This is a genomic window from Ferrimonas sp. YFM, assembly GCF_030296015.1.
Lineage (GTDB): Bacteria > Pseudomonadota > Gammaproteobacteria > Enterobacterales > Shewanellaceae > Ferrimonas.
Window position 1 is genome coordinate 4,441,833 of record NZ_AP027368.1, and the last position, 23,331, is coordinate 4,465,163.

The window sequence follows — 23,331 nt, forward strand, 5'->3', positions numbered from 1 at the left end:
CCCGAAGGGTGGCCCGGACTCGTCAAAGTCAGGTTCGTTTCGTTCTGCAGACCAGGGCCTAGGCGCGAGTCTCCTGGAGCATCGCCTGCTCCTCCTCTACGCTGATGCTCTTGGCCAGCAGGGTGTACATCACCGGCACCACAAACAGGGTGAACAGGGTGCCCACGGACAGGCCCACGGTGATCACCAGGCCGATGTTGTAGCGGGAAACCGCACCGGCACCGGAGGCCAGCACCAGAGGCATCACCCCGAGCACCATGGCCGCGGTGGTCATCAGGATCGGGCGAAGACGCAGGGCCGCCGCCTCAATCACCGCTTCCGCCTTGTCCTTACCGGTGCGCTGCAGCTGATTGGCAAACTCCACGATGAGGATGCCGTGCTTGGAGATCAGGCCCACCAGGGTGATCAGACCCACCTGGGTGTAGATGTTCAGGGTGGCCGCCCCTAGGAACAGGGGAATCATCGCACCGAAGATCGACAAAGGCACGGTCACCAACACCACCACGGGATCCCGCCAGCTTTCAAACTGAGCCGCCAGCACCAGGAAGATCACCACCAGGGCCAGGGCAAAGGTGACGTACAGGGCGCCACCTTCGGTCTCAAACTGCCGGCTCTGGCCGCCGAAATCGTAGGCGTAGCCCTTGGGCGCAATCTCCTGCAGCTTGGCCTTGAGGAAGGTGTGAGCGTCGGCAATGGTGGCGGCACCGGGCATGGGCATCGCCTCCAGGGTGGCCGAGTTCAGCTGCTGGAACTGGGTCAGGGCATTGGGGATCACCTCCTCCTTCACCGTTACCACGGTGGAGAGGGGAATGGAGGCACCGGTGTCACTGCTGACATAGAGGTCGGCGATGCGGTCCGCAGTGGAGCGGAACGGTGCATCCGCCTGAGGGATCACCTCATAGCTGCGTCCCTGAATGTCGAAGTAGTTGGTGCGGAAATCCCCGAGTTGGGTGGAGAGCACGCTGCCGATGGTCTGCATGGAGATCCCCAGCTGACCCGCCTTCTCCCGGTCGATCTCGATGTGGACCTGGGGCTTGTTCATCTTCAGGGTGCTGTTGACCACCATAAACAGGCCGCTCTGCAGCGCTTCGCGCTTGAGCTTGGTCATCACCTCGTTGAGGGTGGCGTGATCCGCGGTGGTGGTCACCACGAAGTTCACCGGCAGGCCGGAGGCCACCCCGGGCAGGGCCGGTGGGTTCACACTGAAGATCTCCAGGCCGGCAATCCCTTTGGCATCGCGCTGCACCTGGGGCTGGATCTCCATCTGGCTGCGCTCCCGCTGACTCCAGGGCTTAAGGCCCAGCACCGAGAAGAAACCGCTCTCGCTGGGGTAACCGGCAAACACCAGGGCCATGTTGTACTCGGGGTACTGGGAGGCCATGTTGATGAACTCATGGCCATAGGCCACGGCGTAGTTCACGTTGGCGTTGTCCGGGCCGCTGGCGATGTTGAACAGGTAACCCTGATCTTCGTCCGGAGCCAGCTCAGACTGGGTCATCATGAACATGGCGCCGATGGCGGCAAACAGCAGCACGGCTGCGGTCACCATGGCCGCCTTGTAGTAGCCGACCACCTGCTCCAGGATTCGCTGATAGCCATCCTTCACCCGGTCAAACAGACGATCCAGGAACTGAGGGAAGGGCTTGTGCAAGTCTTCCTTGTTCAGCAGCTTACTGGCCATCATCGGCGACAGGGTCAGGGCGATAAAGCCGGAGATCAATACCGCGCCGGCCAGGGTAAAGGCAAACTCGGTAAACAGGGACCCGGTCAGGCCACCCATGAAGCCGATGGGCGCGTACACCGCCGCCAGGGTGATGGTCATGGCGATCACCGGCATGGCGATCTCACGGGCGCCGACCACGGCGGCCCGCACCGGGGAGAGCCCCTCCTCAATGTGACGGTGAACGTTCTCCACGACTACGATGGCGTCATCCACCACCAGGGAGATGGCCATAACCAGCGCTAGCAAAGTCAGCAGATTAATGGAGAAGTCCAGACCCAGCATCACCAGACCCACCCCCACCAGGGAGAGGGGGACGGTGACGATGGGGATCATCACACTGCGGAGGGAGCCCAGGAACAGGAACACCACGATCACCACGATCACCACGGCTTCACCCAGGGTGGAGAGCACCTCGTCGATGGACTCCTGAATGAACTCGGTGGAGTCGTGGTTCATCACCTGATTGAGGCCGTCGGGCAGGTTACGCTCGATCTCCGGCAGCACCTTGTACACGCCCTTGGCCACATCCAGGGGGTTGGCTTCCGGGGTGGTGGTGATGCCCACGAAGATCGCTGGGGTGCCCTTGAACAGGCCCTGCACCTTCTCGGACTTGGCCGCCAGCTCGATACGGGCCACGTCGCGCAGACGCACCACGGTGTTGCCGTCGCTCTTCACGGTGATGTTGCCGAACGACGCCTCATCCTGCAGGGAGGTGGAAGCCCGCACCGAGGTCACGGTGTAGCTGTCACGCACCTCACCGGCGGCGGACTGGAAGTTGTTCTGGGTCAGGACCTGATTGATCTGATCGGCGGTCACCCCATTGGCCTGCATCCGCACCGGATCCAGCCAGATGCGCATGGAGAACTCTTTCTCACCGTAGAGCTGGGCTTCCGCCACCCCCTCCACCTCGGTGAACTTGGGCTGCACCACCCGCTTCAGGTAGTCGGTGATCTCCACGCCATTCATGGTGTCGCTGAAGTAGGCCAGGTACATGATGGCCCCGCCACCGGCCACACTCTTGGCGATCACCGGATCGTCGATGCTCTGGGGCAGACGGCCCTGGACCTCGTTGAGCTTGGTCAGCATCTCCGCCATGGCGGTATTGGCGTCGTAGCCCAGGTTGAGGAACACGGAGATGGTGGACACACCGGCCTTGGAGCTGGCGGTCACATAGTCGATCCCCTCGGCGGAGGAGATCGCCTCCTGGATGGGCTGGGTCACAAAGCCCTGCACCAGCTCGGCGTTGGCACCGGGGTAAACGGTGGTGACGTCGATCTGGCCAATCTCCATGTCCGGATACTGGCGCACCTGCATGTCCATCAGGGCCCGGGCACCGAACACCAGCAACAGCAGGTTGAGAACGATGGCCAGGACCGGACGGCGAATAAAGATATCGGTAAACTTCATGGGTACCCCTTAGAGTTCCACGGCGTTGGAGATGGTCACCGGCGTGCCGTTCTCCAGCTTTGAGGTACCCGCATTGACCACCTGCATCCCGGGCTCCAGGCCACTGAGGATGGAGACCAGATCGCCTCGCTGCTCACCCACCTGGACGTAGATGCGACGCGCCACCTGTTGGCCCTTGTCGTCCTTCTCTACCACGAACACCGCATCACCGAAGGGGCTGTAGGCCACGGCGGTGCTGGGCACCACGATGGGGGTCAGGGTGTCACGCATCAGCAGGCGGATGTCGGCGTACATGCCCGGGTGCAGCTCACCGGTCTGGTTGGGCACCTTGGCACGGATGGCGATATTACGGGTTTTCTCGTCCACCTTGGCTTCCACGGCGATCACCTGACCACGGAACTCCTTCTCAGGGGCGGCACTGACGTGGAACACCACCTCCTGGCCCGTATACAGGCTGGGCAGGTACTGTTCTGGCACGGAGAAATCGGCATAGAGGGAGCGGGTATCCTGCAGGGTCACCAGGGCATCGCCATTCTGGATGTACTGACCCATGGAGAACTTACGGATGCCCAGTACACCGGTGAAGGGCGCACGGATGTTCTTCTTGGCAATGGTGGCCCGGGTCTGCTCGACGTTGGCGTTGGCCACCTTGAGGTCGGCGCTGGACTGGTCGAAGTCGGTTTCGGAGATGTTGTTCTTACGGAACAGGCCTTCATTACGCTTGAACTTGATGGCCGCCAACTCCGCCTGAGCCTGGTAGCTCAACAGGTTCGCCTGCTCCACATCGTCGTTCAGGGTGATCAGCAGCTGACCCGCTTCCACCTGCTGGCCGCTCTTGAACAGGATGCCGTCGACGGTGCCTGACACCTCCGCCGCCAGCTCGATCCCCTCGATGGCGTTCAGGGTACCCACACTGGCCACCTGGGGGCGCCAGCTCTCGGTCCTGGCCTCCACCACGGAGATGGTCTCAGGAGGCGGCGTGTACGCAGCGAACTGAGCCATGCCCTCTTGAATCTGTTTGAACTTGATGCCGCCGATGATCGCCAGAATCACCAGCAAACCACCCACAACCAAGGCAAAGCGCTTGAACATTACCGAACTCCTTGTGGCCGGTAACTCAATCCGGCCGACGATACTGAGAGGGATTCAGGGATCGGGTCCCACTGCCCCAAATTTGATTGAGCGCAGTTTACAGACATGCACGTATGTATGTCTAAGAAACCTGTGTAACCAAGTGTGATAAAAGTGATCCAGATCACACAAGAAAACAAACAGGCCCCATGAGTATGGGGCCTGAAGGTGATCAAAGTATGGACAATCTGTTCGGAAGGTCAGCGCAGGAAGTAGCGGTAAGCCGCCGATTCGGTCACTTCCCGGCACTCCAAAGGCAGGGTCGCCAGGAAGGAGCTCAGCTCCTCGTCTCCGTCGGCACCACACTCCAGCCCCATCAGCACCCGGCCGTAGGCGGCGCCATGGTTGCGATAGTGGAACAGGGAGATGTTCCAGCGCTGACCCAGGCGCAGCAGGAACTGCAGCAGGGCGCCAGGGTGTTCCGGGAAGGTCACATGGAACAGACGCTCGCGCACCGGCTGCGGTGGCTGGCCCCCCACCATGTAGCGAACGTGCAGCTTGGCGGTCTCATCCTGTGACAGATCCTCATGGGGGTAGCCCTCACGGGACAGCGTGTCACTGATCCTGGCCAGCTCCTGGGCATCGGCGATGCGCAAACCGACGAAGATGTTGGCACTGTCCCGGCCCGCCAGCCGGTAATTGAACTCGGTGATGGAGCGCTGTCCCAGCAATTGGCAGAAGCGCAGGAAACTGCCCTTCTTCTCCGGGATGGTCACCGCCAGCACCGCCTCCTTGCCCTCACCCAGTTCACACCGCTCGGAGACGTATCTCAGGCTGTGGAAATTGACGTTGGCGCCGGACAGGATCGCCGCCAGTTTTTCATCCCCCTCCTTGCCTTCGCGATAACGCTTCAGCCCCGCCAGAGCCAGGGCACCGGCGGGCTCGGCGATGGCCCGGGTGTCCTCGAAGATGTCTTTGACTGCCGCACAGATCTCATCGGTGCTGACGGTGATCACCTGATCCACACACTGCTGCGCCACCCTGAAGGGCTCCTCACCGATGCGCTTCACCGCCACCCCGTCGGCAAACAGCCCCACCCTGTCCAGGGTCACCGGGTAGCCGGCAGCCAGGGCGGCCTTGAGACAGGCGGCGTCTTCCGGTTCCACTCCTATCACCTTGATGTGGGGCGCCAGCGCCTTGATGTAGGCGGCGACCCCGGCCACCAGGCCACCTCCGCCCACGGGCACAAACACCGCATCCAGCTGACGCTGCTGCTGCAACAGCTCCTGGCCTATGGTGCCCTGACCGGCGATCACCGCCGGGTCGTCGAAGGGCGGGATCAGGGTCAACCCCTGACTCTCCGCCAACTCACGGGCGTGGCCATAGGCGGCATCGAAGTTGTCTCCGAACAGCACCACCCCACCGCCATGGCCGCGAACCGCGTCCACCTTGATGTCCGGGGTGGTGGCCGGCATCACAATCACCGCCCGGATCCCCAGGCGACTGGCGGAGAGAGCCACCCCCTGGGCGTGATTGCCGGCGGAGGCTGCCACCACACCACAGGCCCGTTTCGGTTCCGACAACTGATGGATGCAGTTGTAGGCGCCGCGAAGCTTGAAGGAGTGCACCGGCTGCTGATCTTCCCGCTTCAGCCACACCTGCGCCCCCAGTCGGGCGCTGAGTTTGGCCATGGGGTCCAGGCTGGTGAGTCTGGCCACGTCATACACCGGCGCCATCAGGATGCGGCGCAGATACTCCTGAGCCAGATCCTGAGTCTGTGGCTTAGGCAGGGCGGCCATCAGGACTCCTCCAGCTTGGAAAGATCCCGCACCGCGCCCTTGTCGGCGCTGGTGGCCAGCATGGCATAGGCCTTCAGCGCCGGGCTCACCTGACGCTGACGGCTCTGCGGTTTGAAACTGCAGTTGGCGGCACGCTCTGCCAATGTCTGTTCATCCACCTCAAGGGCGATGGTGCGCTGAGGAATATGGATGCGGATGGTATCGCCGTTCTCCACCAGGGCGATCACCCCGCCACTGGCCGCCTCGGGAGAGACGTGACCGATGGACAGCCCGGAGGTACCGCCGGAGAAGCGGCCGTCGGTGATCAGGGCGCACTTCTGCCCCAGTCCCATGGATTTCAGATAACTGGTGGGGTAAAGCATCTCCTGCATGCCCGGGCCCCCTTTGGGCCCCTCGTAGCGAATCACCACCACTTCACCGGCCTGGACCTCACCGTCGAGGATGCCGGCCACCGCCGACTCCTGGCTTTCATAGACCCGGGCAGGTCCGGTAAAGGTCAGGCAGTCGTCCGGCACCCCGGCGGTCTTCACTATGCTGCCATTGGGTGCCAGGTTACCGGAGAGCACCGCCAGTCCCCCTTCGGACGAGTAGGCGTGCTCGACGCTGCGGATGCAGCCGTTCTCACGATCGTCGTCCAGCTCCTGCCAACGGCAGGACTGGGAAAAGGCCTGGGTGGTGCGCACCCCGGCGGGGCCGGCACGATAAAACTCCAGCACGCTCTCCTCGGTGGTGCCCTTGATGTCGTAGCGCTCCAGCACCTGTCCCAGGGTACCGCCGGCCACATGGGGCACACTGGTGTCCAGCAGGCCGCCACGGGCCAGCTCCGCCAGCAGGCCGATGACGCCACCGGCACGGTGCACATCTTCCATATGGTAATCCGGGGTGGAGGGGGCCACCTTGCACAGCTGCGGCACCTGGCGGGACAGGGCATCCATATCCTCCATGGTGAAGGCCACCTCCGCCTCCTGGGCGGCGGCCAGCAGGTGCAGCACCGTATTGGTGGAGCCGCCCATGGCGATGTCCAGTGCCATGGCGTTGCCGAAGGCGGCGCGAGTGGCGATGCCCCGAGGCAGGGCGGTCTCGTCCTCCTCCTGATACCAACGGCGGCACAGGTCGACGATGCGCTTGCCTGCTTCCAGGAACAGCTGCTGACGATCGCTGTGGGTGGCCAGCATGGAGCCGTTGCCCGGCAGGGACAGGCCCAGGGCTTCGGTCAGGCAGTTCATGGAGTTGGCGGTAAACATGCCGGAGCAGGAACCGCAGGTGGGGCAGGCACTGCGCTCCACCTGTTCCGCCTGCTCGTCGGAAACATTGGGATCGGCGGCCTGGACCATGGCATCCACCAGGTCCAGCTTGATCAACTGTTCTGACAGGCGGGTCTTACCCGCCTCCATGGGGCCACCGGAGACGAAGATCACCGGGATGTTGAGGCGCAAAGACGCCATCAACATGCCTGGGGTGATCTTGTCGCAGTTGGAGATGCACACCAGGGCATCGGCGCAATGGGCGTTGACCATATACTCTACCGAGTCAGCAATCAGTTCCCTGCTGGGCAGGGAGTAGAGCATACCGCCATGGCCCATGGCGATGCCGTCATCCACGGCGATGGTGTTGAACTCCTTGGCGACCCCGCCGGCTTCCTCAATGGCACCGGCCACCAACTGGCCCATATCCTTGAGATGCACATGGCCGGGGACAAACTGGGTAAAGGAGTTGGCCACCGCAATAATGGGCTTGCCGAAGTCCTGATCCGTCATACCTGTGGCACGCCAGAGGGCCCGGGCCCCCGCCATATTCCGACCCGATGTGGAGGTCGCTGATCTCAGTTTCGGCATTGTTCTACCCTTTTATTACAACACTTTTGCCGTGGTACAGGCGGCAAACTCCTGCTTGTTTTCCTGCTCTTCGCTGACGTAGTCCAGCCAGCCCCACTTGTCTTCGGTGACGCCGCTGAACAGGCCAAAGAAGGCCGCCTGCATGTCGGCGGTGATGGGACCACGCTCGCCTTCGCCCACCTGGATGCCATCCACAGAGCGCACTGGCACGATCTCGGCGGCGGTGCCGGTCATGAAGATCTCGTCGGCCAGATAGAGCGCCTCACGGGCCAACGCCTCCTCCTTCACCTCATACCCCGCATCGCGGGCCAGGGTGATGATGGTGTCCCGGGTGATGCCGGGCAGAATGGCGGCGGTCACCGGCGGGGTGATCAGTACGCCATTTTTCACCAGGAACAGGTTCTCACCTGCGCCTTCGGAGATCTGGCCATTGGTGTCCAGGGCGATCCCCTCGGTGTACCCGTGACGCTTGGCTTCACCGGAGATCAGCTGGGAGGAGAGATAGTTGCCCCCGGCCTTGGCGCCGGTGGGCATGGTATTGGCCGCCAGGCGGTTCCAGGAGGAGACGCACACATCCACCCCCTGCTTGGTGCTCTCTTCACCCAGGTAGGAGTGCCAGGGGAAGGAGGCCACAATCACCTCGGCCTGACTGCCCGGAGGCACGTTCAGCCCCAGGCCGACGTTACCGTAGAACGCCAGAGGACGGATGTAGGCGCTGTCCAGGCCGTTGTCGACAATGGTGTCACGGCAGGCCTGTTCCAGCTCCGCCGGGGTATAGGGGATGGGCATCCGGTAGATCTTGGCGGAGTCGTACAGGCGCTGAATGTGCTCCTGCAAGCGGAATACCGCCGGTCCCCTGGGAGTATGGTAAGCACGGATCCCCTCGAACACCGAGGAGCCGTAATGCAGGGCATGGCTAAGAACATGCACCTGGGCATCCTGCCAGGGCATCATCTTGCCGTTAAACCAGATAAAATCCGCTTGGCTCACAATGTGCTCCTTAATTAGCCGTTGGCGATGCGCGCCTGGGAGATCTCCAGGCGACAATTCTTTACGTCGTACAGCTTGTCCAGCTGACGGGTCAGATGCTCAATGGGGCGCTCGCTGGCAACGGTCACCGCAATGTTGGCCTTACGGTCCATGCTGCTCATATGCATATGGCACACGGTAAAGCCACGGTGGCGGGTCACCCGCAGTACACGCTCCAAAACCTCTGGCGCCGGGTTCATCTCGATATACAAAGTGTGCTGACTCATGACTGCTTCTCCATCATATCGCTATTGGATGCCCCGGGTGGTACCAGAGGCCAGACGTTTTCTTTTTCGGAGATGGACACGTGTAAAAGGAAAGGTCCATCGCTGTTTATCAGTTGTTCCAGAGCTTCCTCCACCTGGTCTTCACGCCAGATGTGGGCCCCAGGGATATCGAAGGCCGCCGCCATGGCCACGAACTCCGGGTTGTCGGACAGGTTGGTTTCGCTGTAGCGCTCCTCGAAGAACAGCTCCTGCCACTGCTTCACCATGCCCAGGCGCTGGTTGTCCAGCAGCAGGATCTTCACCGGCAGCTTGGCCCGCTTGATGGTGGTCAGCTCCTGGCAGTTCATCATGAAAGAGCCATCACCTGAGACCACCAGCACCGGCTTGTCCGGGTGGGCAAACTGGGCGCCGATGCCCACCGGCAGGCCGAAACCCATGGTGCCCAGGCCGGCACTGGAGAGGTGAGTCTCAGGGCCGTCGAACTCCATGTGCTGAGCCACCCACATCTGATGCTGACCCACGTCGCAGGCCACGGTGCTGCCCTTGGGCAGGCGATCGGAGATGGTCTTGAGCAGCCTGGGGGCAAAGATCCCCTCGAAGGGGGCGTCATACTTGAACGCCCAGTCTCGGGAGCGCTGGTCACAGAGGTCACGCCACTGACCACACTCCAGCGCCATCGCCATGGCCGGCAGCACCTGCTTGAGATCGGCGCTGTGGCTCAGGTGGGCTGCCTTACGCTTAGAGAACTCCGCCGGGTCGATGTCCAGGTGAATCACCTGGGCGTCTGGAGCGAAGGTGTCCAAGCGGCCGGTTACCCGGTCGTCAAAGCGGGCACCGACGGCGATCAGCAGGTCACACTCCTGTACCGCCATGTTGGCCGCCTTGGTGCCGTGCATCCCCAGCATCCCCATGTAGCCCGGCGTCCCTGGAGCCACGGCGCCGATCCCTTTGAGGGTAGCCACCGAAGGCATGCCTGTGGTGTCGATAAACTGACGCAGCTCGGCAACGGCGTCCGCCATGCCAACACCACCACCCACATAGAGGACAGGGCGCTTGGCCGCTTTCAACATCTGGTGCGCACGCTCCAGAGGGAAGTCGCCGATGCCGGCGGTACCATTAGTGTGGGCGGTCAGGGGCGGGTGATACTCCACCATCCCCTGCTGAATGTCCTTGGGAATGTCCACCAGTACCGGGCCAGGGCGCCCCTCTGCCGCCAGGGCAAACGCCTGCTGCAGGGTGTCACACAGCTCATCGGCAGTGCGCACCAGGAAACTGTGCTTGGTGCAGGCCAGAGACAGGCCCAGCACATCGATCTCCTGGAAGGCGTCAGTGCCTATGGCCGCATTGGGCACCTGACCGGTGATGGCGACCAGCGGAATGGAATCCATGTACGCGTCCGCCAGGGCCGTCAACAGGTTGGTGGCGCCCGGACCTGAAGTGGCAATGCACACCCCGGTCTTGCCTGAGGCACGGGCGTAACCAATAGCGGCGAAGGCCGCCCCCTGCTCATGGCGAGTCAGGGTGTGGTTGACGGACGAGTCGAGCATGGCATCGTAAACGGGCATGATGGCACCGCCGGGATAGCCAAACACGGTATCCACCCCGAATCCTTCCAATGTACGAATAACTGCTTCCGCTCCGCTGATCATCGGCTTACTCCCCTCGGTTCAACCAGCTCATGCGGCTGCGCAGTTCGGCACCAACCTTCTCGATTGGGTGCTCACACTCCGCCTTCTGGGCGGCTCGGTAGTTGGTGCTGCCAGCCTTGTACTCTTCCACCCACTGACGGGTGAATTCGCCGGACTGAATCTCAGCCAACACCTGCTTCATGGTCTCCTTGGCGCGGTCATCGACGATGCGGTCACCACGGGTCAGGGCGCCGTAAGCCGCCGTGTCGGAAACAAACTCGTGCATGCGGGAGATGCCGCCCTCGTACAGCAGGTCAACAATCAGCTTCAGCTCGTGCAGACACTCGAAGTAGGCCAGCTCAGGCTGGTAACCCGCCTCAACCAGGGTCTCCCAACCCTTGCGCACCATGGCCACCGCGCCACCACACAGCACCGCCTGCTCACCGAAGAGATCGGTCTCGGTCTCCTCCTTGAAGTTGGTGGTCAGTACACCGCCACGGGTGCCGCCGATGGCATCGGCGTAAGCCAGGGCCTTGGCGTGGGCATAGCCGGTGGCATCCTGGTGCACCGCCATCAAGCAGGGAACACCGGCGCCCTTCTCATACTCGGTACGAACCAGGTAACCCGGTCCCTTGGGGGCCACCATGGTCACGTCGATGTTGGCGGCGGGTTCGATCATGCCGTAGTGAACGTTCAGGCCGTGGCTGAACATCAGCATGGCGCCCTCTTTGATGTTGGGCTCGATGTGCTCCTTGTAGCAGTCCGCCTGGGCCATATCGGGGATCAGCACCATAACAACGTCGGCGTCGCGTACCGCTTCGGCGAAGGGAACGGGCTGCCAGCCCTCCTCTTCCGCCTGCTTCCAGCTGGCACCGCCAGGGCGCAGGCCGATGACTACATTCACTCCGCTGTCGCGCAGGTTCAGGGACTGGCCGCGGCCCTGGCTGCCATAGCCGAGGACAGCGACGGTCTTGCCTTGCAATAAACTCGGGTTGGCGTCAGCTTGGTGATACATCTGGGTCATGGTTGCTTCTCTCCGTGGACTACAGGGTAAAAAAAACCCCCCGGACCTTTCGGTGCGGGGGGTGGCTGTTTGGTTGACGTCTAGGCTGATTGTGCCTGAACCAAACGCGTTCCCCCGCCGGTGATAATAATCACCACGGTCAGGACCACGACTAGGACTAGGTTCAGGGTTACAGGCATCATCGGTTCGATTCCTACGTCTTTTTCTCTTGTTGGTGACCCCCGCAAAGGCGTTTTGCGGACAGGTCGAAATTTAAGCTTATTTAGAATTAGCACACCCAAATTAACGATGCAAAGAAAATTTTCCATTTGTGAGAAAAAGAGAAATGTAACCAAATATTACAAACACAGTGTTCTCTGAGAAGGCGCTAAAATGGAGGGTAACCACGCAGTTGCAAGGAGGCAATTTATGGCGTTGGCTCAAGTTTTTACCCGCGCGGAACTGGGGATGGACGCCCCGCTGATCCGGGTGGAGGTGCACATCAGCGGTGGCCTGCCCAGCGTCACCCTGGTGGGATTGCCGGAAGCCTCGGTGAGGGAATCCAGGGAGCGGGTGCGCGCCGCCCTGAGCAGTTGCGGCTTTCAGTTTCCCGCCCGTCGGGTGACGGTCAACCTGGCCCCGGCAGAGCTGCCCAAACAGGGGGGGCGTTTCGACCTGGCCATCGCCCTGGGGATCCTGTGCGCCACGGGCCAACTTCCTGGAACATGCCTTAAAAATCGGGAGTTTTTCGGCGAACTGTCTCTATCTGGCGAGATAAGGCCCTGCTCCGGACTGCTGCCCGCCGCCCTGGCCGCCAAGGCAACGGGGCGGCAGATGGTGGTCCCCACCCAGGGCAGTGCCGAACTGTCCCTGGTGCCTGACCTGGATGCCCTGACGGCCCCCAGCCTGCCGCTGCTGGTGGCTGCCCTGACCGGCCAGGAACCTCTGGATCCCATACAGCAGACTTTGTCTCAGCCCGACATGCGGCACCGGGATCAGGATCTCAGCGAAGTGATCGGCCAGCAACAGGGCAAACTGGCGCTGATGATCGCCGCCAGCGGCGGTCACAATCTATTGCTGATGGGACCCCCTGGCACAGGCAAGACCATGCTGGCCAGCCGCCTGTGCGATCTGCTGCCCCAGTTGCAGGTGGCCAGCGCCCTGGAAGTGGCGGCCATCCACTCAGTCGCCGGGCTGTCCCGGTCACCGGCCCAGCTGCTTCACCGGCCGTTTCGTGCCCCCCACCACTCCAGCTCGGCGGTCTCCCTGGTGGGAGGCGGCAGCCTGCCCAAACCCGGAGAGATCTCCCTGGCACACCACGGCGTGCTGTTTCTTGATGAGCTGCCCGAGTTTCCCCGCACCGTACTGGACAGCCTGAGGGAGCCACTGGAATCTGGCGAGGTGGTGATCTCCCGGGCCGCCGCCAAACTGCGCTACCCAGCCCAGTTTCAACTGGTGGCGGCGATGAACCCCAGCCCCTGCGGCGAAACCGGCCCCCAAAGCCGCTCTACCCCGGACCAGATCCGCCGCTACCTGGGGCGGCTCTCCGGCCCCTTCCTGGACCGATTCGATCTGACGGTAGAGGTGGCAAGGCTCCCGCCAGGGGAGCTGACCCGCCAGCATCAGCCTCAGGGCCTGACCACAGAGGAGGCCAGGGCCCAGGTGTTGGCAGCGCGGGAGCGTGCCATGGCTCGCCAGGGGACCCTCAATGCCCGGCTTTCCCCGTCGGCATTGGGCAGCGAAGCCAAGATAGAGCAGGATGCCGCCGCCTTCGCCGAGCAGGGGCTCAACCGGCTTAGGCTCTCAGCTCGGGCCTTTCATCGCATATTGCGGGTCAGCCGCACCCTGGCGGATCTTCAGCAGCAGGATTGGGTGACCCGATCCCACGTGGCCAAGGCCTTTGGCTTCAGGGCCATGGACAAGCTGATGGCGCAGCTGAGGCTGGAGTAGTACAGAGACAAAGGCAGATCCGCCTTGAGACAAAGGCAGATCCGCCTTGAGACACTGGTCAGAGCTGTTTAACATATCCCCAAGTTTAGCCTGCGTCACGGATGGATCTGTTGAACACTTTACGCGGACTGTTGGCCTTTTCCGGCTACGTCATCAACACCCTGTTCTGGTTTCCCGTGGTCTTCGGCCTGGGATTGCTGAAACTGCTGCCCATCACCTCACTGAAGCGCGCCTGCAGCTGGGCCGCCGACCAATGTGCCACCGCCTGGATCAGCATCAACAACCTCAATCAGGCGGTGCTCAGCGGCAGCCGGATGGTGGTGCACTCCCTGCCGGACCTCTCCCCCAGCCAGTGGTATATGGTGATCTCCAACCACCAGTCCTGGGTAGATATCCTGGTGCTGCAACGCCTGTTCAACCGCCGCATCCCCTTCATCAAGTTCTTCCTCAAGTGGGAGCTGATCTTCGTGCCGGTCATCGGCCTGTGCTGGTGGGCACTGGATTTTCCCTTTATGCGCCGCTTCTCCTCCCAGTACCTGAAGAAGAACCCGCATATGAAGGGAAAAGACATTGAAACAACAAAAAAAGCCTGCGAAAAGTACAAGACTTCACCGGTCACCATCATGAATTTCGTCGAGGGCACCCGCTTTACAGAGGCCAAGCGGGACAGGCAAAATTCCCCCTTTTCGCAACTGCTCAGACCAAAGGCAGGGGGTTTAGCCTTTACCCTAGACGCCATGGGACCCAAGTTACAGCGGATGCTGGATGTCACCATCTACTACCCGAATGGCGCCCCCAGCTTCTGGGATTACCTCTGCGGCCGGGTCCCGGAGATCCGGGTCAGCGTGGACCAACGCTCTCTGGAGGAGCTCCACGCCATCGGCTACGACTCCCCGGAGCAGAGGGCCGAGTTCCAACAGTGGCTCAATGGCCTGTGGCATGAGAAGCAGCGGCAATTGTCCGACTGCAGTAACGATGAACACCGATAGACTATGTTGAATTTTCTTCCCAGCCCCGTGCTGTTTTTGCTAAACGCCACCCTGGCGGCGTTGAACATCGCACTCTGGAGCACCCTGATCCTGATGCTGGCGCTGTTCAAGCTGGTGCTGCCCATCAAGGTGGTGCGGCTCAAACTGACCGCCATGGCCAACGGCTGCATGAGATACTGGGTGGTGCTCAACCACGCCATCTTCGGCCTGACCACCCGCACCCGTTGGGACATCACCGGCCTGGATGAGCGACTCAGCACCCGTGGCTGGTACCTGGTGCTCTCCAACCATATGAGCTGGGCCGATATCTTCGTGGTCTCCATCGTGCTGCGGGACAAGATCCCCATGCTCAAGTTCTTCCTCAAGCATCAGCTGATCTACATTCCCCTGATGGGCATAGCCTGCTGGGCCCTGGACATGCCCTTTATGCGCCGCTACTCCAAATCCCAGGTAGCCAAAAACCCCAAACTCAAGGGGAAGGATATCGAGACCACCCGCAAGGCGTGCGCCAAGTTCCGGGATATGCCCACCTCAGTGATCAACTTTATCGAGGGTTCGCGGCTCACTCCGGAGAAACACAAGCGCCAGCGCAGCCCCTACCGCTATCTGCTGAAACCCAAGGCCGGAGGCATCGCCTTCGCCATGGCCACCCTGGGGGATCAGTTCCGCCATGTGGTGGACCTGACCATCGTCTACCCCGGCGCCCGGGATAAAATCATGGCCTCCCTGCTCGGCGGTGAGCTGGAAACCATCGCCGTCGACGTCCGGGTCATCCCCATGTCCGAAGTCCCCCAAGGGGATTACGACAGGGATAAGGAGTATCGGGTCGAGTTTCAGCGCTGGCTCAACGAGCTGTGGCAGGAGAAGGACCACAAGATTGAGCAGCTGCTGCAGGAGCATGCCACCGCCCAGGGGTTTTACCGGACACTGGCGTCAAAGTGACTCTCAGTTCAACAAAAAAAGGCTCCTTTGGGGGCCTTTTTTGATCCTGAGGCATTGTCGACAACGCCTCGAGTTGTTGACAATAAGACGCAGATAAATATTTATCATCAGCATTTTCACCCTGATTCAATAACAAAATAAACACAACACAATCAATGATTTAAATGCACAAGCCCCGCTGAACGCCACTCAGATTACACTAACGTCTAAGTTAACACATTGTTGACAATCGATCGAAATGCGCCCAAGCTGTGACCCATGTCTCACTTGGTGCTTTTTTGATCATGGCCGAATCCCAACGTCAACTGACCCTGGCAGACCAGCTGGCTCACAAGCTGCAAGTGGCCATAGTCCAGGGCGAGATCTCTGCCGGCAGCAAGATCAATGAACAGGAGCTGGCCGCACGCTACGGCGTCAGCCGCGGCCCTCTGCGGGAAGCCCTGCAGAAACTGGAACGGCGCCGCCTGGTGGTTAAGGCGCCCCACATCGGTGCCAGGGTCGCCCAACTGACCCCGGAAGAGCTGGGAGACCTCTACCAAGTTCGGGCCGAACTTGAAGCCATGGCCTGCCGCCTGGCCGCCAGCCGCATCAGCGCCAGCCAGCTGGCCCAGTTGCAGCTGCTGCTCAAACGCCAAGAAAAGGTGTTCACCGATCAGAGCGGCGACTACGCCCTGTTTGACGACATCGACTTTCACCTGGGCATCATTCACGCCAGTGGCAACCAGACCCTGATCCACACCCTGACCGACGACCTTTACCACCTGCTGCAGATGTACCGCAACCAGTGCAGCAGTGGTCGCCGTCCCATGGAAGCCCTGGCCCAACACCGACGAATTCTGGACGCCATCGCCGACGGCGATGGTGAGCTTGCCGCCCTGCTGATGCGCCGCCACATCGAGTCTGGCCGCGCCAACACAGAGCGGGTACTGAGAAACCAAATGGAGGAGATTTCAGGATGACCATCCCAACCCCGGGCCAGCGTTTTCGCGACGCCGTAGCCAACGCCAAGCCGCTGCAGATTGTCGGCACCATCAACGCCTACATGGCCCTGATGGCCGAACAGAGCGGCCATCAGGCCCTGTACCTCTCCGGTGCCGGGGTGGCCAACGCCTCCTTTGGCCTGCCGGATCTGGGCATGACCTCCATGAACGACGTGGTGATCGACGCCAGTCGCATCACCGCCGCCACCGATCTGCCCCTGCTGGTGGACATCGACACCGGCTGGGGCGGCGCCTTCAACATCGCCCGCACCATCCGCGAGTTCGAGCGTGCCGGCGTGGCCGCAGTGCACATGGAAGACCAGGTGGCCCAGAAGCGCTGTGGTCACCGCCCCAACAAGGCGGTGGTGAGCGTGGAGGAGATGTGCGACCGCATCAAAGCGGCGGTGGATGCCCGCCGTGACGACAGCTTCGTCATCATGGCCCGTACCGACGCGGTGGCGGTCGAGGGACTGGAGAGCGGCATCGAGCGGGCTCAGGCCTACCTGGAGGCCGGAGCCGACATGATCTTCGCCGAAGCCCTGACCGAGCTGGATCACTACCGTCAGTTCAAGGCCCAGGTGAAGGCGCCGATCCTGGCCAACATGACCGAGTTTGGTAAGACCGAACTGTTTGGCAAAGAGGAGCTGTTCGAGGCCGGCGCCGACATGGTGCTCTACCCTCTGTCCGCCTTCCGCGCCGCCAATGCCGCCGCCCTCAACGTCTATGAGGCGCTTAAGACCGACGGTCATCAGCGCAGCCAGGTTGAGAACATGCAGACCCGCATGGACCTGTACAAATTCCTCGGCTATCACGACTACGAGCAGAAACTGGATCAGCTGTTCGCCGACAGCAAGGCGTAACCCATCCAGTCCAAAGAGCAACTTCAGGAGAGAAGGAAAGAATCATGGTAGATAAAGCACTTGGAGGCGCCGGCCTCCGCGGCCAAAGCGCCGGTGAAACCGCCCTCTGTACCGTTGGCAAGTCCGGCACCGGACTCACCTACCGCGGCTACGACATCGCCGAACTGGCGGACAAAGTCAGCTTCGAAGAGGTGGCCCATCTGCTGCTCAAGGGGCACCTGCCCAACGCCCAGGAGCTGACCGCCTACCGCGAGAAGCTGAAGAATTTGCGCGGCCTGCCTCAACCTCTGAAAACCGTGCTGGAGCAGATCCCCGCCGACGCCCATCCCATGGACGTCATGCGCACCGGCTGCTCCATGCTGGGCAACCTGGAAACCGAAGACAGCTTCGACCAGCAGGGTGAGATGGCCGATCGTCTGTTGGCGGCCTTCCCCTCCATCATCTGTTACTGGTACCGCTACAGCCACGACGGCGTGCGCATCGTCACCGAGACCGAAGATGAGCAGATCGGTGCCCACTTCCTGCGTCTGCTGCACGGCAAGGCCCCCAGCGAACTGCATGCCAAGGTGATGGACGTCTCGCTGATCCTCTACGCCGAGCACGAGTTCAACGCCTCCACCTTCACCGCCCGGGTGTGTGCCTCCACCCTGTCCGACATGCACTCCTGCGTCACCGGTGCCATCGGCTCCCTGCGTGGCCCCCTGCATGGCGGTGCCAACGAGGCGGCCATGGAGCTTATCGAGGATATGAAGGATGAGCAGGACGCCATCAATATCCTCAAGCAGAAGCTGGTCAACAAAGAGAAGATCATGGGCTTCGGCCACGCCATCTACCGGGAGTCCGACCCCAGGAACGCCATCATCAAGGGCTGGTCTGCCAAGCTGGCGGAAGAGTACGGCGACGACCGTCTCTACCGGGTGTCTGTGGCCTGTGAAGATCTGATGTGGCAGGAGAAGAAGCTGTTCTGTAACGCCGACTTCTTCCACGCCTCCGCCTATCACTTCATGGGGATCCCCACCAAGCTGTTCACCCCCATCTTCGTCTGCTCCCGCCTGACCGGCTGGGCCGCCCACGTGATGGAACAGCGGGCCAACAACCGCATCATCCGCCCGAGCGCGGACTACACAGGCGAAGAGCCTCGCAGTGTACCCGAGCTGAGCCAGCGCTAAGCCGCCCCCAGCCCAGTGGGCCGCCGTCCGGCGGCCCGGATTTCACTCTTTGGGTAGAGACTATGAACACAGAATTCCGCAAACCCCTGCCCGGCACCGGCCTCGATTACTTCGACACCAAAGCCGCGGTAGAGGCCATCGTTCCGGGCAGCTACGCCACCCTGCCCTACACCTCCAGGGTGCTGGCCGAGCAGCTGGTACGCCGCTGCGACCCGGCCACGCTAGACGACGCCCTGGGGCAGATCATCCACCGCAAACGCGACCTGGACTTCCCCTGGTACCCGGCTCGGGTGGTGTGCCACGACATCCTGGGCCAGACCGCCCTGGTGGATCTGGCCGGCCTGCGTGACGCCATTGCCGATCAGGGCGGCGACCCCGCCAAGGTCAACCCTGTGGTGCCCACCCAGCTGATCGTCGACCACTCACTGGCGGTGGAACACGCTGGCTTCGATCCGGACGCGTTTGAGAAGAACCGCGCCATCGAGGATCGCCGCAACGAGGACAGATTCCACTTTATCGAGTGGACCAAGACCGCCTTCAAGAACGTGGACGTGATCCCCGCCGGTAACGGCATCATGCATCAGATCAACCTGGAGAAGATGTCCCCGGTCATTCAGTCCAGGGACGGCGTCGCCTTCCCCGACACCTGTGTCGGCACCGACAGCCACACTCCCCATGTGGATGCCCTCGGGGTGATCGCCATCGGCGTCGGTGGCCTGGAAGCGGAAAACGTGATGCTGGGGCGCGCCTCCATGATGCGCCTGCCGGAGATCGTCGGCGTGCGCCTGACCGGCAAGCGTCAGCCTGGGATCACCGCCACCGACATCGTGCTGGCGATCACCGAGTTCCTGCGCCAGCAGCGGGTGGTCTCCGCCTACCTGGAGTTCTTCGGCGACGGCGCCGCGGATCTCACCATCGGCGACCGCGCCACCATCTCCAACATGACCCCGGAGTTCGGCGCCACCGCCGGCATGTTCTACATCGACCAGCAGACTCTGGACTACCTGACCCTCACCGGCCGGGATCCGGATCAGGTGAAACTGGTGGAGCAATACGCCAAGACCACCGGGCTGTGGGCCGATGACCTGCGCGATGCCGACTATGAGCGGGTGCTTGAGTTCGACCTGTCCAGCGTCTGCCGCAACATGGCCGGCCCCTCCAACCCCCATCGCCGACTGCCCACGGCCGATCTGGCCGAGCGCGGCATCGCCACCGACCTGGCTGCGGCCCAGGCCCAGGAAGCCGACGGCAAGATGCCCGACGGCGCGGTGATCATCGCCGCCATCACCAGCTGCACCAACACCTCCAACCCCAGGAACGTGGTGGCCGCCGGCCTGGTGGCCAAGAAGGCCAACGAGCTGGGACTGGTGCGCAAACCCTGGGTGAAATCCTCCTTCGCCCCAGGCTCCAAGGTGGCTCAGCTCTACCTGGAGGAGGCGGGACTGCTGCCTGAGCTGGAAAAGCTGGGCTTTGGCATCGTCGCCTTCGCCTGCACCACCTGTAACGGCATGAGTGGCGCCCTGGACCCGGTGATTCAGCAGGAGATCATCGACCGCGACCTGTACGCCACCGCCGTGCTGTCCGGCAACCGCAACTTCGATGGCCGCATCCACCCCTACGCCAAGCAGGCGTTCCTGGCCTCGCCACCCCTGGTGGTGGCCTACGCCATCGCCGGCACCGTGCGGTTCGACATCGAACAGGATGTGCTGGGCCATGACCCCCAGGGCAATCCGGTAACCCTCAAGGATCTCTGGCCCTCGGACGAGGAGATCGACGCCATCGTCGGCCAACATGTGAAGCCGGAGCAGTTCCGCCAGGTGTACGAGCCCATGTTCGATCTCAGCGTCGACTATGGTGAGGACAACGACCCTCTGTACGACTGGCGCCCCATGAGCACCTACATCCGCCGCCCCCCCTACTGGGAGGGTGCCCTGGCGGGCGAGCGCAGCCTCAAAGGGATGCGCCCCCTGGCGGTGCTGGGTGACAACATCACCACCGACCACCTCTCCCCCTCCAACGCCATCCTGGCCAGCTCTGCCGCCGGCGAGTACCTGGCGAAGATGGGCCTGCCGGAGGAGGACTTCAACTCCTACGCCACCCACAGGGGCGATCACCTCACCGCCCAGCGAGCTACCTTCGCCAACCCCAAGCTGCTCAATGAGATGGTGCGGGATGAGCAGGGTGAGATCCGTCAGGGATCCCTGGCTCGCATCGAGCCTGAGGGTCAGGTCACCCGCATGTGGGAAGCCATTGAAACCTACATGGATCGCAAACAGCCACTGATCATCGTCGCCGGCGCCGACTACGGTCAGGGTTCCAGCCGTGACTGGGCCGCCAAAGGGGTCCGCCTGGCCGGGGTCGAGGCGATCGTCGCCGAGGGTTTCGAACGCATCCACCGCACCAACCTGGTGGGCATGGGCGTGCTGCCCCTGGAGTTCAAACCGGGCACCACCCGACTGACCCTGGGGCTGGATGGCAGCGAGACCTACGACGTCATCGGCCAGCGCACCCCGGGGGCGACCCTGGCACTGCTGATCCACCGAGCCGACGGCAACACCCTGGAAGTGCCGGTGATCTGTCGCCTGGATACCGCCGAAGAGGTCTCCGTCTATGAGGCGGGTGGCGTACTGCAACGTTTCGCCAAGGACTTCCTGGCCTCGGAAGCGGCCGGCTAGACCCAATCAGAACAAGCCATGGGGCGTGGCCTGCCGCGCCCCGGTAAAAGGAGAAACCATGGCGTTTCCACCGCAAATCAAAATCCCCGCCACCTACATGCGCGGCGGCACCAGCAAGGGGGTGTTCTTCAGCCTCAGCGATCTGCCGGAAGCCGCCCAGCAACCGGGACCGGCCCGGGACGCCCTGCTGCTGAGGGTGATCGGCAGCCCGGACCCTTACGGTAAACACACCGATGGCATGGGCGGCGCCACCTCCAGCACCAGTAAGACGGTGATTCTGGCCAGCAGCACCCAGCCGGGCCACGATGTGGACTACCTGTTCGGCCAGGTGGCCATCGACAAGCCCTTTATCGACTGGAGTGGCAACTGTGGCAACCTCACCGCCGCGGTAGGCGCCTTTGCCATCAGCAATGGCCTGGTGGACCCGAGCCGCATTCCCGACAACGGCATTGCCACGGTGCGGATCTGGCAGGCCAACATCCACAAGACCATCATCGCCCAGGTGCCCATCACCGACGGTCAGGTGCAGGAGACTGGCGACTTTGAGCTGGATGGGGTCACCTTCCCCGCCGCCGAGGTGGAGGTCAGCTTCCTGGATCCCGCCGACGGCGACGGCGCCATGTTCCCCACCGGCAATTTGGTGGATACCCTGGAGGTGCCCGAGTCCCTGGTCCCCGGAGGCAAACTGGAAGCGACCCTGATCAACGCCGGCATCCCTACCCTGTTCTTCAACGCCGAGGCCCTGGGTTACGACGGCACCGAACTGCAGGAGGCGATCAACGCCGATCCCGCCGCCCTGGAACGCTTCGAGGCGCTGCGTGCCATAGGTGCCGTCAAGATGGGGCTGATCAAGGAGGTGGGCGAAGCGGCCAGCCGCCAGCACACCCCGAAGATCGCCTTCGTCGCCCCACCGAAAAGCTACACCGCCTCCAGCGGCAAGGGGATTGACGCCGACAGCATCGACCTCAATGTGCGGGCCCTGTCCATGGGCAAGCTGCACCACGCCATGATGGGCACCGCCGCCGTGGCCATCGGCACCGCCGCCGCCATCCCGGGCACCCTGGTGAACCTGGCCGCCGGTGGCGGCGAGCGCAGCTTCGTGCGCTTCGGCCACCCCTCGGGCACCCTCAAGGTGGGTGCCCAGGCCAGCCAGCAGAATGGCCAGTGGCGGGTGGACTCCGCCATCATGAGCCGCAGCGCCCGGGTGCTGATGGAGGGCTGGGTCAGAGTTCCCGGCGACACCCTGTAACCCCTTTCCTTCCCAACTTCAGCCCGGCAATCGCCGGGCCTTTTTTTGGAGCCTCAATGACCTTTCTCGATATGGCCGGTGGCCTCAACAGCCTGATGATCGTCGCCAGCCTTTACGGCATCTGGGCCCAGCTGCGCACCGTATTGCAGCGCCGCGCCAGGGGCGAAACCGCCACCGACCTGCTCTCTTTGAATCAGTTCAGCGTCAGCTACTTCGCCTATTGGTCCTTCTTCCTCTACGGCCTGTCAGTCACCCCCATCAACCACTACCTGGTGTGGCCCAGGCTGGCGGCCGCCCTGCTGGTACTGGGAATACTGCTGCAGATGGCCAGGGAGCGGGGGCGGGCGGCCAAAGGTGTCTGCACCCTGGCACTGCTGTCTCTGGGACTCGGCCTGGCGGTGGCCACCCTGGGCCCTCAGCTTCAGGACAGCGGCCGCTGGCTGGCCACAGTATTGATCCTGGGAATCAGCCTGATGCTGGCCCAAGGGTACGGCCATCAGATCTTGTTGATGTGGCGGGAAAAGAGAACCGGTGCCATCAATATACGCATGAGCCAGTGGATCCTGGCCATGGATCTCTCCACCCTGCTGCTGGTGACCGCCATGGGCTGGCAAAGCGGCTGGCCACTGGCGGTGCTGGCCATCACCAGCGCCCTGACCAAGGTGATCCTGCTCGGGTTGTACCGATACCTGGCCACTGACGAATCCACAGGCCGATCTGGATCTCAGGCTGACGAGGCACACCCTTGAAGCCATTCTCAAACTGATTCAAAATTGGCCTCTATTTTTCAACCAG

17 protein-coding genes are annotated in these 23,331 nt (G+C 62.4%); 9 read left to right on the forward strand and 8 right to left on the reverse strand.

The window, feature by feature from the left end; genetic code table 11:
• Window positions 1-58: 58 nt before the first annotated feature.
• From QUE41_RS20550 to ilvC, 8 genes are all read right to left on the reverse strand, one after another.
• Window positions 59-3,130, reverse strand: a complete 3,072-nt coding sequence (locus QUE41_RS20550) for an efflux RND transporter permease subunit (protein ID WP_286340816.1) — start codon at window positions 3,128-3,130, stop codon at window positions 59-61.
• A 9-nt stretch (window positions 3,131-3,139) separates the two neighbouring features.
• Window positions 3,140-4,222, reverse strand: a complete 1,083-nt coding sequence (locus QUE41_RS20555) for an efflux RND transporter periplasmic adaptor subunit (RefSeq protein ID WP_286340817.1) — start codon at window positions 4,220-4,222, stop codon at window positions 3,140-3,142.
• A gap of 239 nt (window positions 4,223-4,461) precedes the next feature.
• Complete coding sequence (gene ilvA, locus QUE41_RS20560) at window positions 4,462-6,000, reverse strand: threonine ammonia-lyase, biosynthetic (RefSeq protein ID WP_286340818.1); 1,539 nt, start codon at window positions 5,998-6,000, stop codon at window positions 4,462-4,464.
• Window positions 6,000-7,835 carry a dihydroxy-acid dehydratase gene (gene ilvD / locus QUE41_RS20565; protein ID WP_286340819.1) on the reverse strand — a complete coding sequence of 612 codons (1,836 nt, stop codon included), beginning with the start codon at window positions 7,833-7,835 and terminating at the stop codon, window positions 6,000-6,002. The genes ilvA and ilvD overlap by 1 nt, the downstream gene beginning before the upstream one ends.
• Before the next feature lie 15 nt (window positions 7,836-7,850).
• On the reverse strand, window positions 7,851-8,828 hold the full coding sequence (locus tag QUE41_RS20570; protein ID WP_286342987.1) for a branched-chain amino acid transaminase: 978 nt from the start codon (window positions 8,826-8,828) through the stop codon (window positions 7,851-7,853).
• Window positions 8,829-8,839: 11 nt separating this feature from the next.
• Window positions 8,840-9,091 carry an acetolactate synthase 2 small subunit gene (gene ilvM, locus QUE41_RS20575; protein ID WP_028107959.1) on the reverse strand — a complete coding sequence of 84 codons (252 nt, stop codon included), beginning with the start codon at window positions 9,089-9,091 and terminating at the stop codon, window positions 8,840-8,842.
• The gene (gene ilvG / locus QUE41_RS20580) at window positions 9,088-10,740 is read right to left on the reverse strand and encodes an acetolactate synthase 2 catalytic subunit (protein WP_286340820.1); all 1,653 of its coding nucleotides are present in this window, start codon (window positions 10,738-10,740) and stop codon (window positions 9,088-9,090) included. Before ilvG ends, ilvM begins: the two co-directional genes overlap by 4 nt.
• 4 nt (window positions 10,741-10,744) lie before the next feature.
• Window positions 10,745-11,743, reverse strand: a complete 999-nt coding sequence (gene ilvC, locus QUE41_RS20585; RefSeq protein ID WP_286340821.1) for a ketol-acid reductoisomerase — start codon at window positions 11,741-11,743, stop codon at window positions 10,745-10,747.
• A gap of 408 nt (window positions 11,744-12,151) precedes the next feature.
• On the opposite strand from ilvC, the gene QUE41_RS20590 reads away from it, so the two are divergent.
• From QUE41_RS20590 to QUE41_RS20630, 9 genes are all read left to right on the forward strand, one after another.
• Window positions 12,152-13,672, forward strand: coding sequence for a YifB family Mg chelatase-like AAA ATPase (locus QUE41_RS20590; protein ID WP_286340822.1), 1,521 nt, complete (start codon window positions 12,152-12,154; stop codon window positions 13,670-13,672).
• Between the two features lie 101 nt (window positions 13,673-13,773).
• On the forward strand, window positions 13,774-14,661 hold the full coding sequence (gene yihG / locus QUE41_RS20595; protein WP_286340823.1) for a 1-acylglycerol-3-phosphate O-acyltransferase, YihG family: 888 nt from the start codon (window positions 13,774-13,776) through the stop codon (window positions 14,659-14,661).
• Between the two features lie 3 nt (window positions 14,662-14,664).
• Complete coding sequence (yihG, locus tag QUE41_RS20600; protein WP_286340824.1) at window positions 14,665-15,603, forward strand: 1-acylglycerol-3-phosphate O-acyltransferase, YihG family; 939 nt, start codon at window positions 14,665-14,667, stop codon at window positions 15,601-15,603.
• Window positions 15,604-15,887: 284 nt separating this feature from the next.
• Window positions 15,888-16,562: a GntR family transcriptional regulator gene (locus QUE41_RS20605; RefSeq protein WP_286340825.1), complete on the forward strand. Its 675-nt coding sequence runs from the start codon at window positions 15,888-15,890 to the stop codon at window positions 16,560-16,562.
• Window positions 16,559-17,443 (forward strand): methylisocitrate lyase, encoded by an 885-nt coding sequence (prpB, locus tag QUE41_RS20610; protein WP_286340826.1) that lies wholly within the window; start codon window positions 16,559-16,561, stop codon window positions 17,441-17,443. Before QUE41_RS20605 ends, prpB begins: the two co-directional genes overlap by 4 nt.
• A 44-nt stretch (window positions 17,444-17,487) precedes the next feature.
• Complete coding sequence (gene prpC / locus QUE41_RS20615) at window positions 17,488-18,612, forward strand: bifunctional 2-methylcitrate synthase/citrate synthase (protein WP_286340827.1); 1,125 nt, start codon at window positions 17,488-17,490, stop codon at window positions 18,610-18,612.
• A gap of 62 nt (window positions 18,613-18,674) precedes the next feature.
• Entirely contained in the window at window positions 18,675-21,287 is a 2,613-nt protein-coding gene (gene acnD, locus QUE41_RS20620; protein ID WP_286340828.1) for a Fe/S-dependent 2-methylisocitrate dehydratase AcnD, read from the forward strand.
• A 58-nt stretch (window positions 21,288-21,345) separates the two neighbouring features.
• Window positions 21,346-22,536: a 2-methylaconitate cis-trans isomerase PrpF gene (prpF, locus tag QUE41_RS20625; protein WP_286340829.1), complete on the forward strand. Its 1,191-nt coding sequence runs from the start codon at window positions 21,346-21,348 to the stop codon at window positions 22,534-22,536.
• 56 nt (window positions 22,537-22,592) lie between these two features.
• Window positions 22,593-23,285: a hypothetical protein gene (locus tag QUE41_RS20630; protein ID WP_286340830.1), complete on the forward strand. Its 693-nt coding sequence runs from the start codon at window positions 22,593-22,595 to the stop codon at window positions 23,283-23,285.
• Window positions 23,286-23,331: the final 46 nt, after the last annotated feature.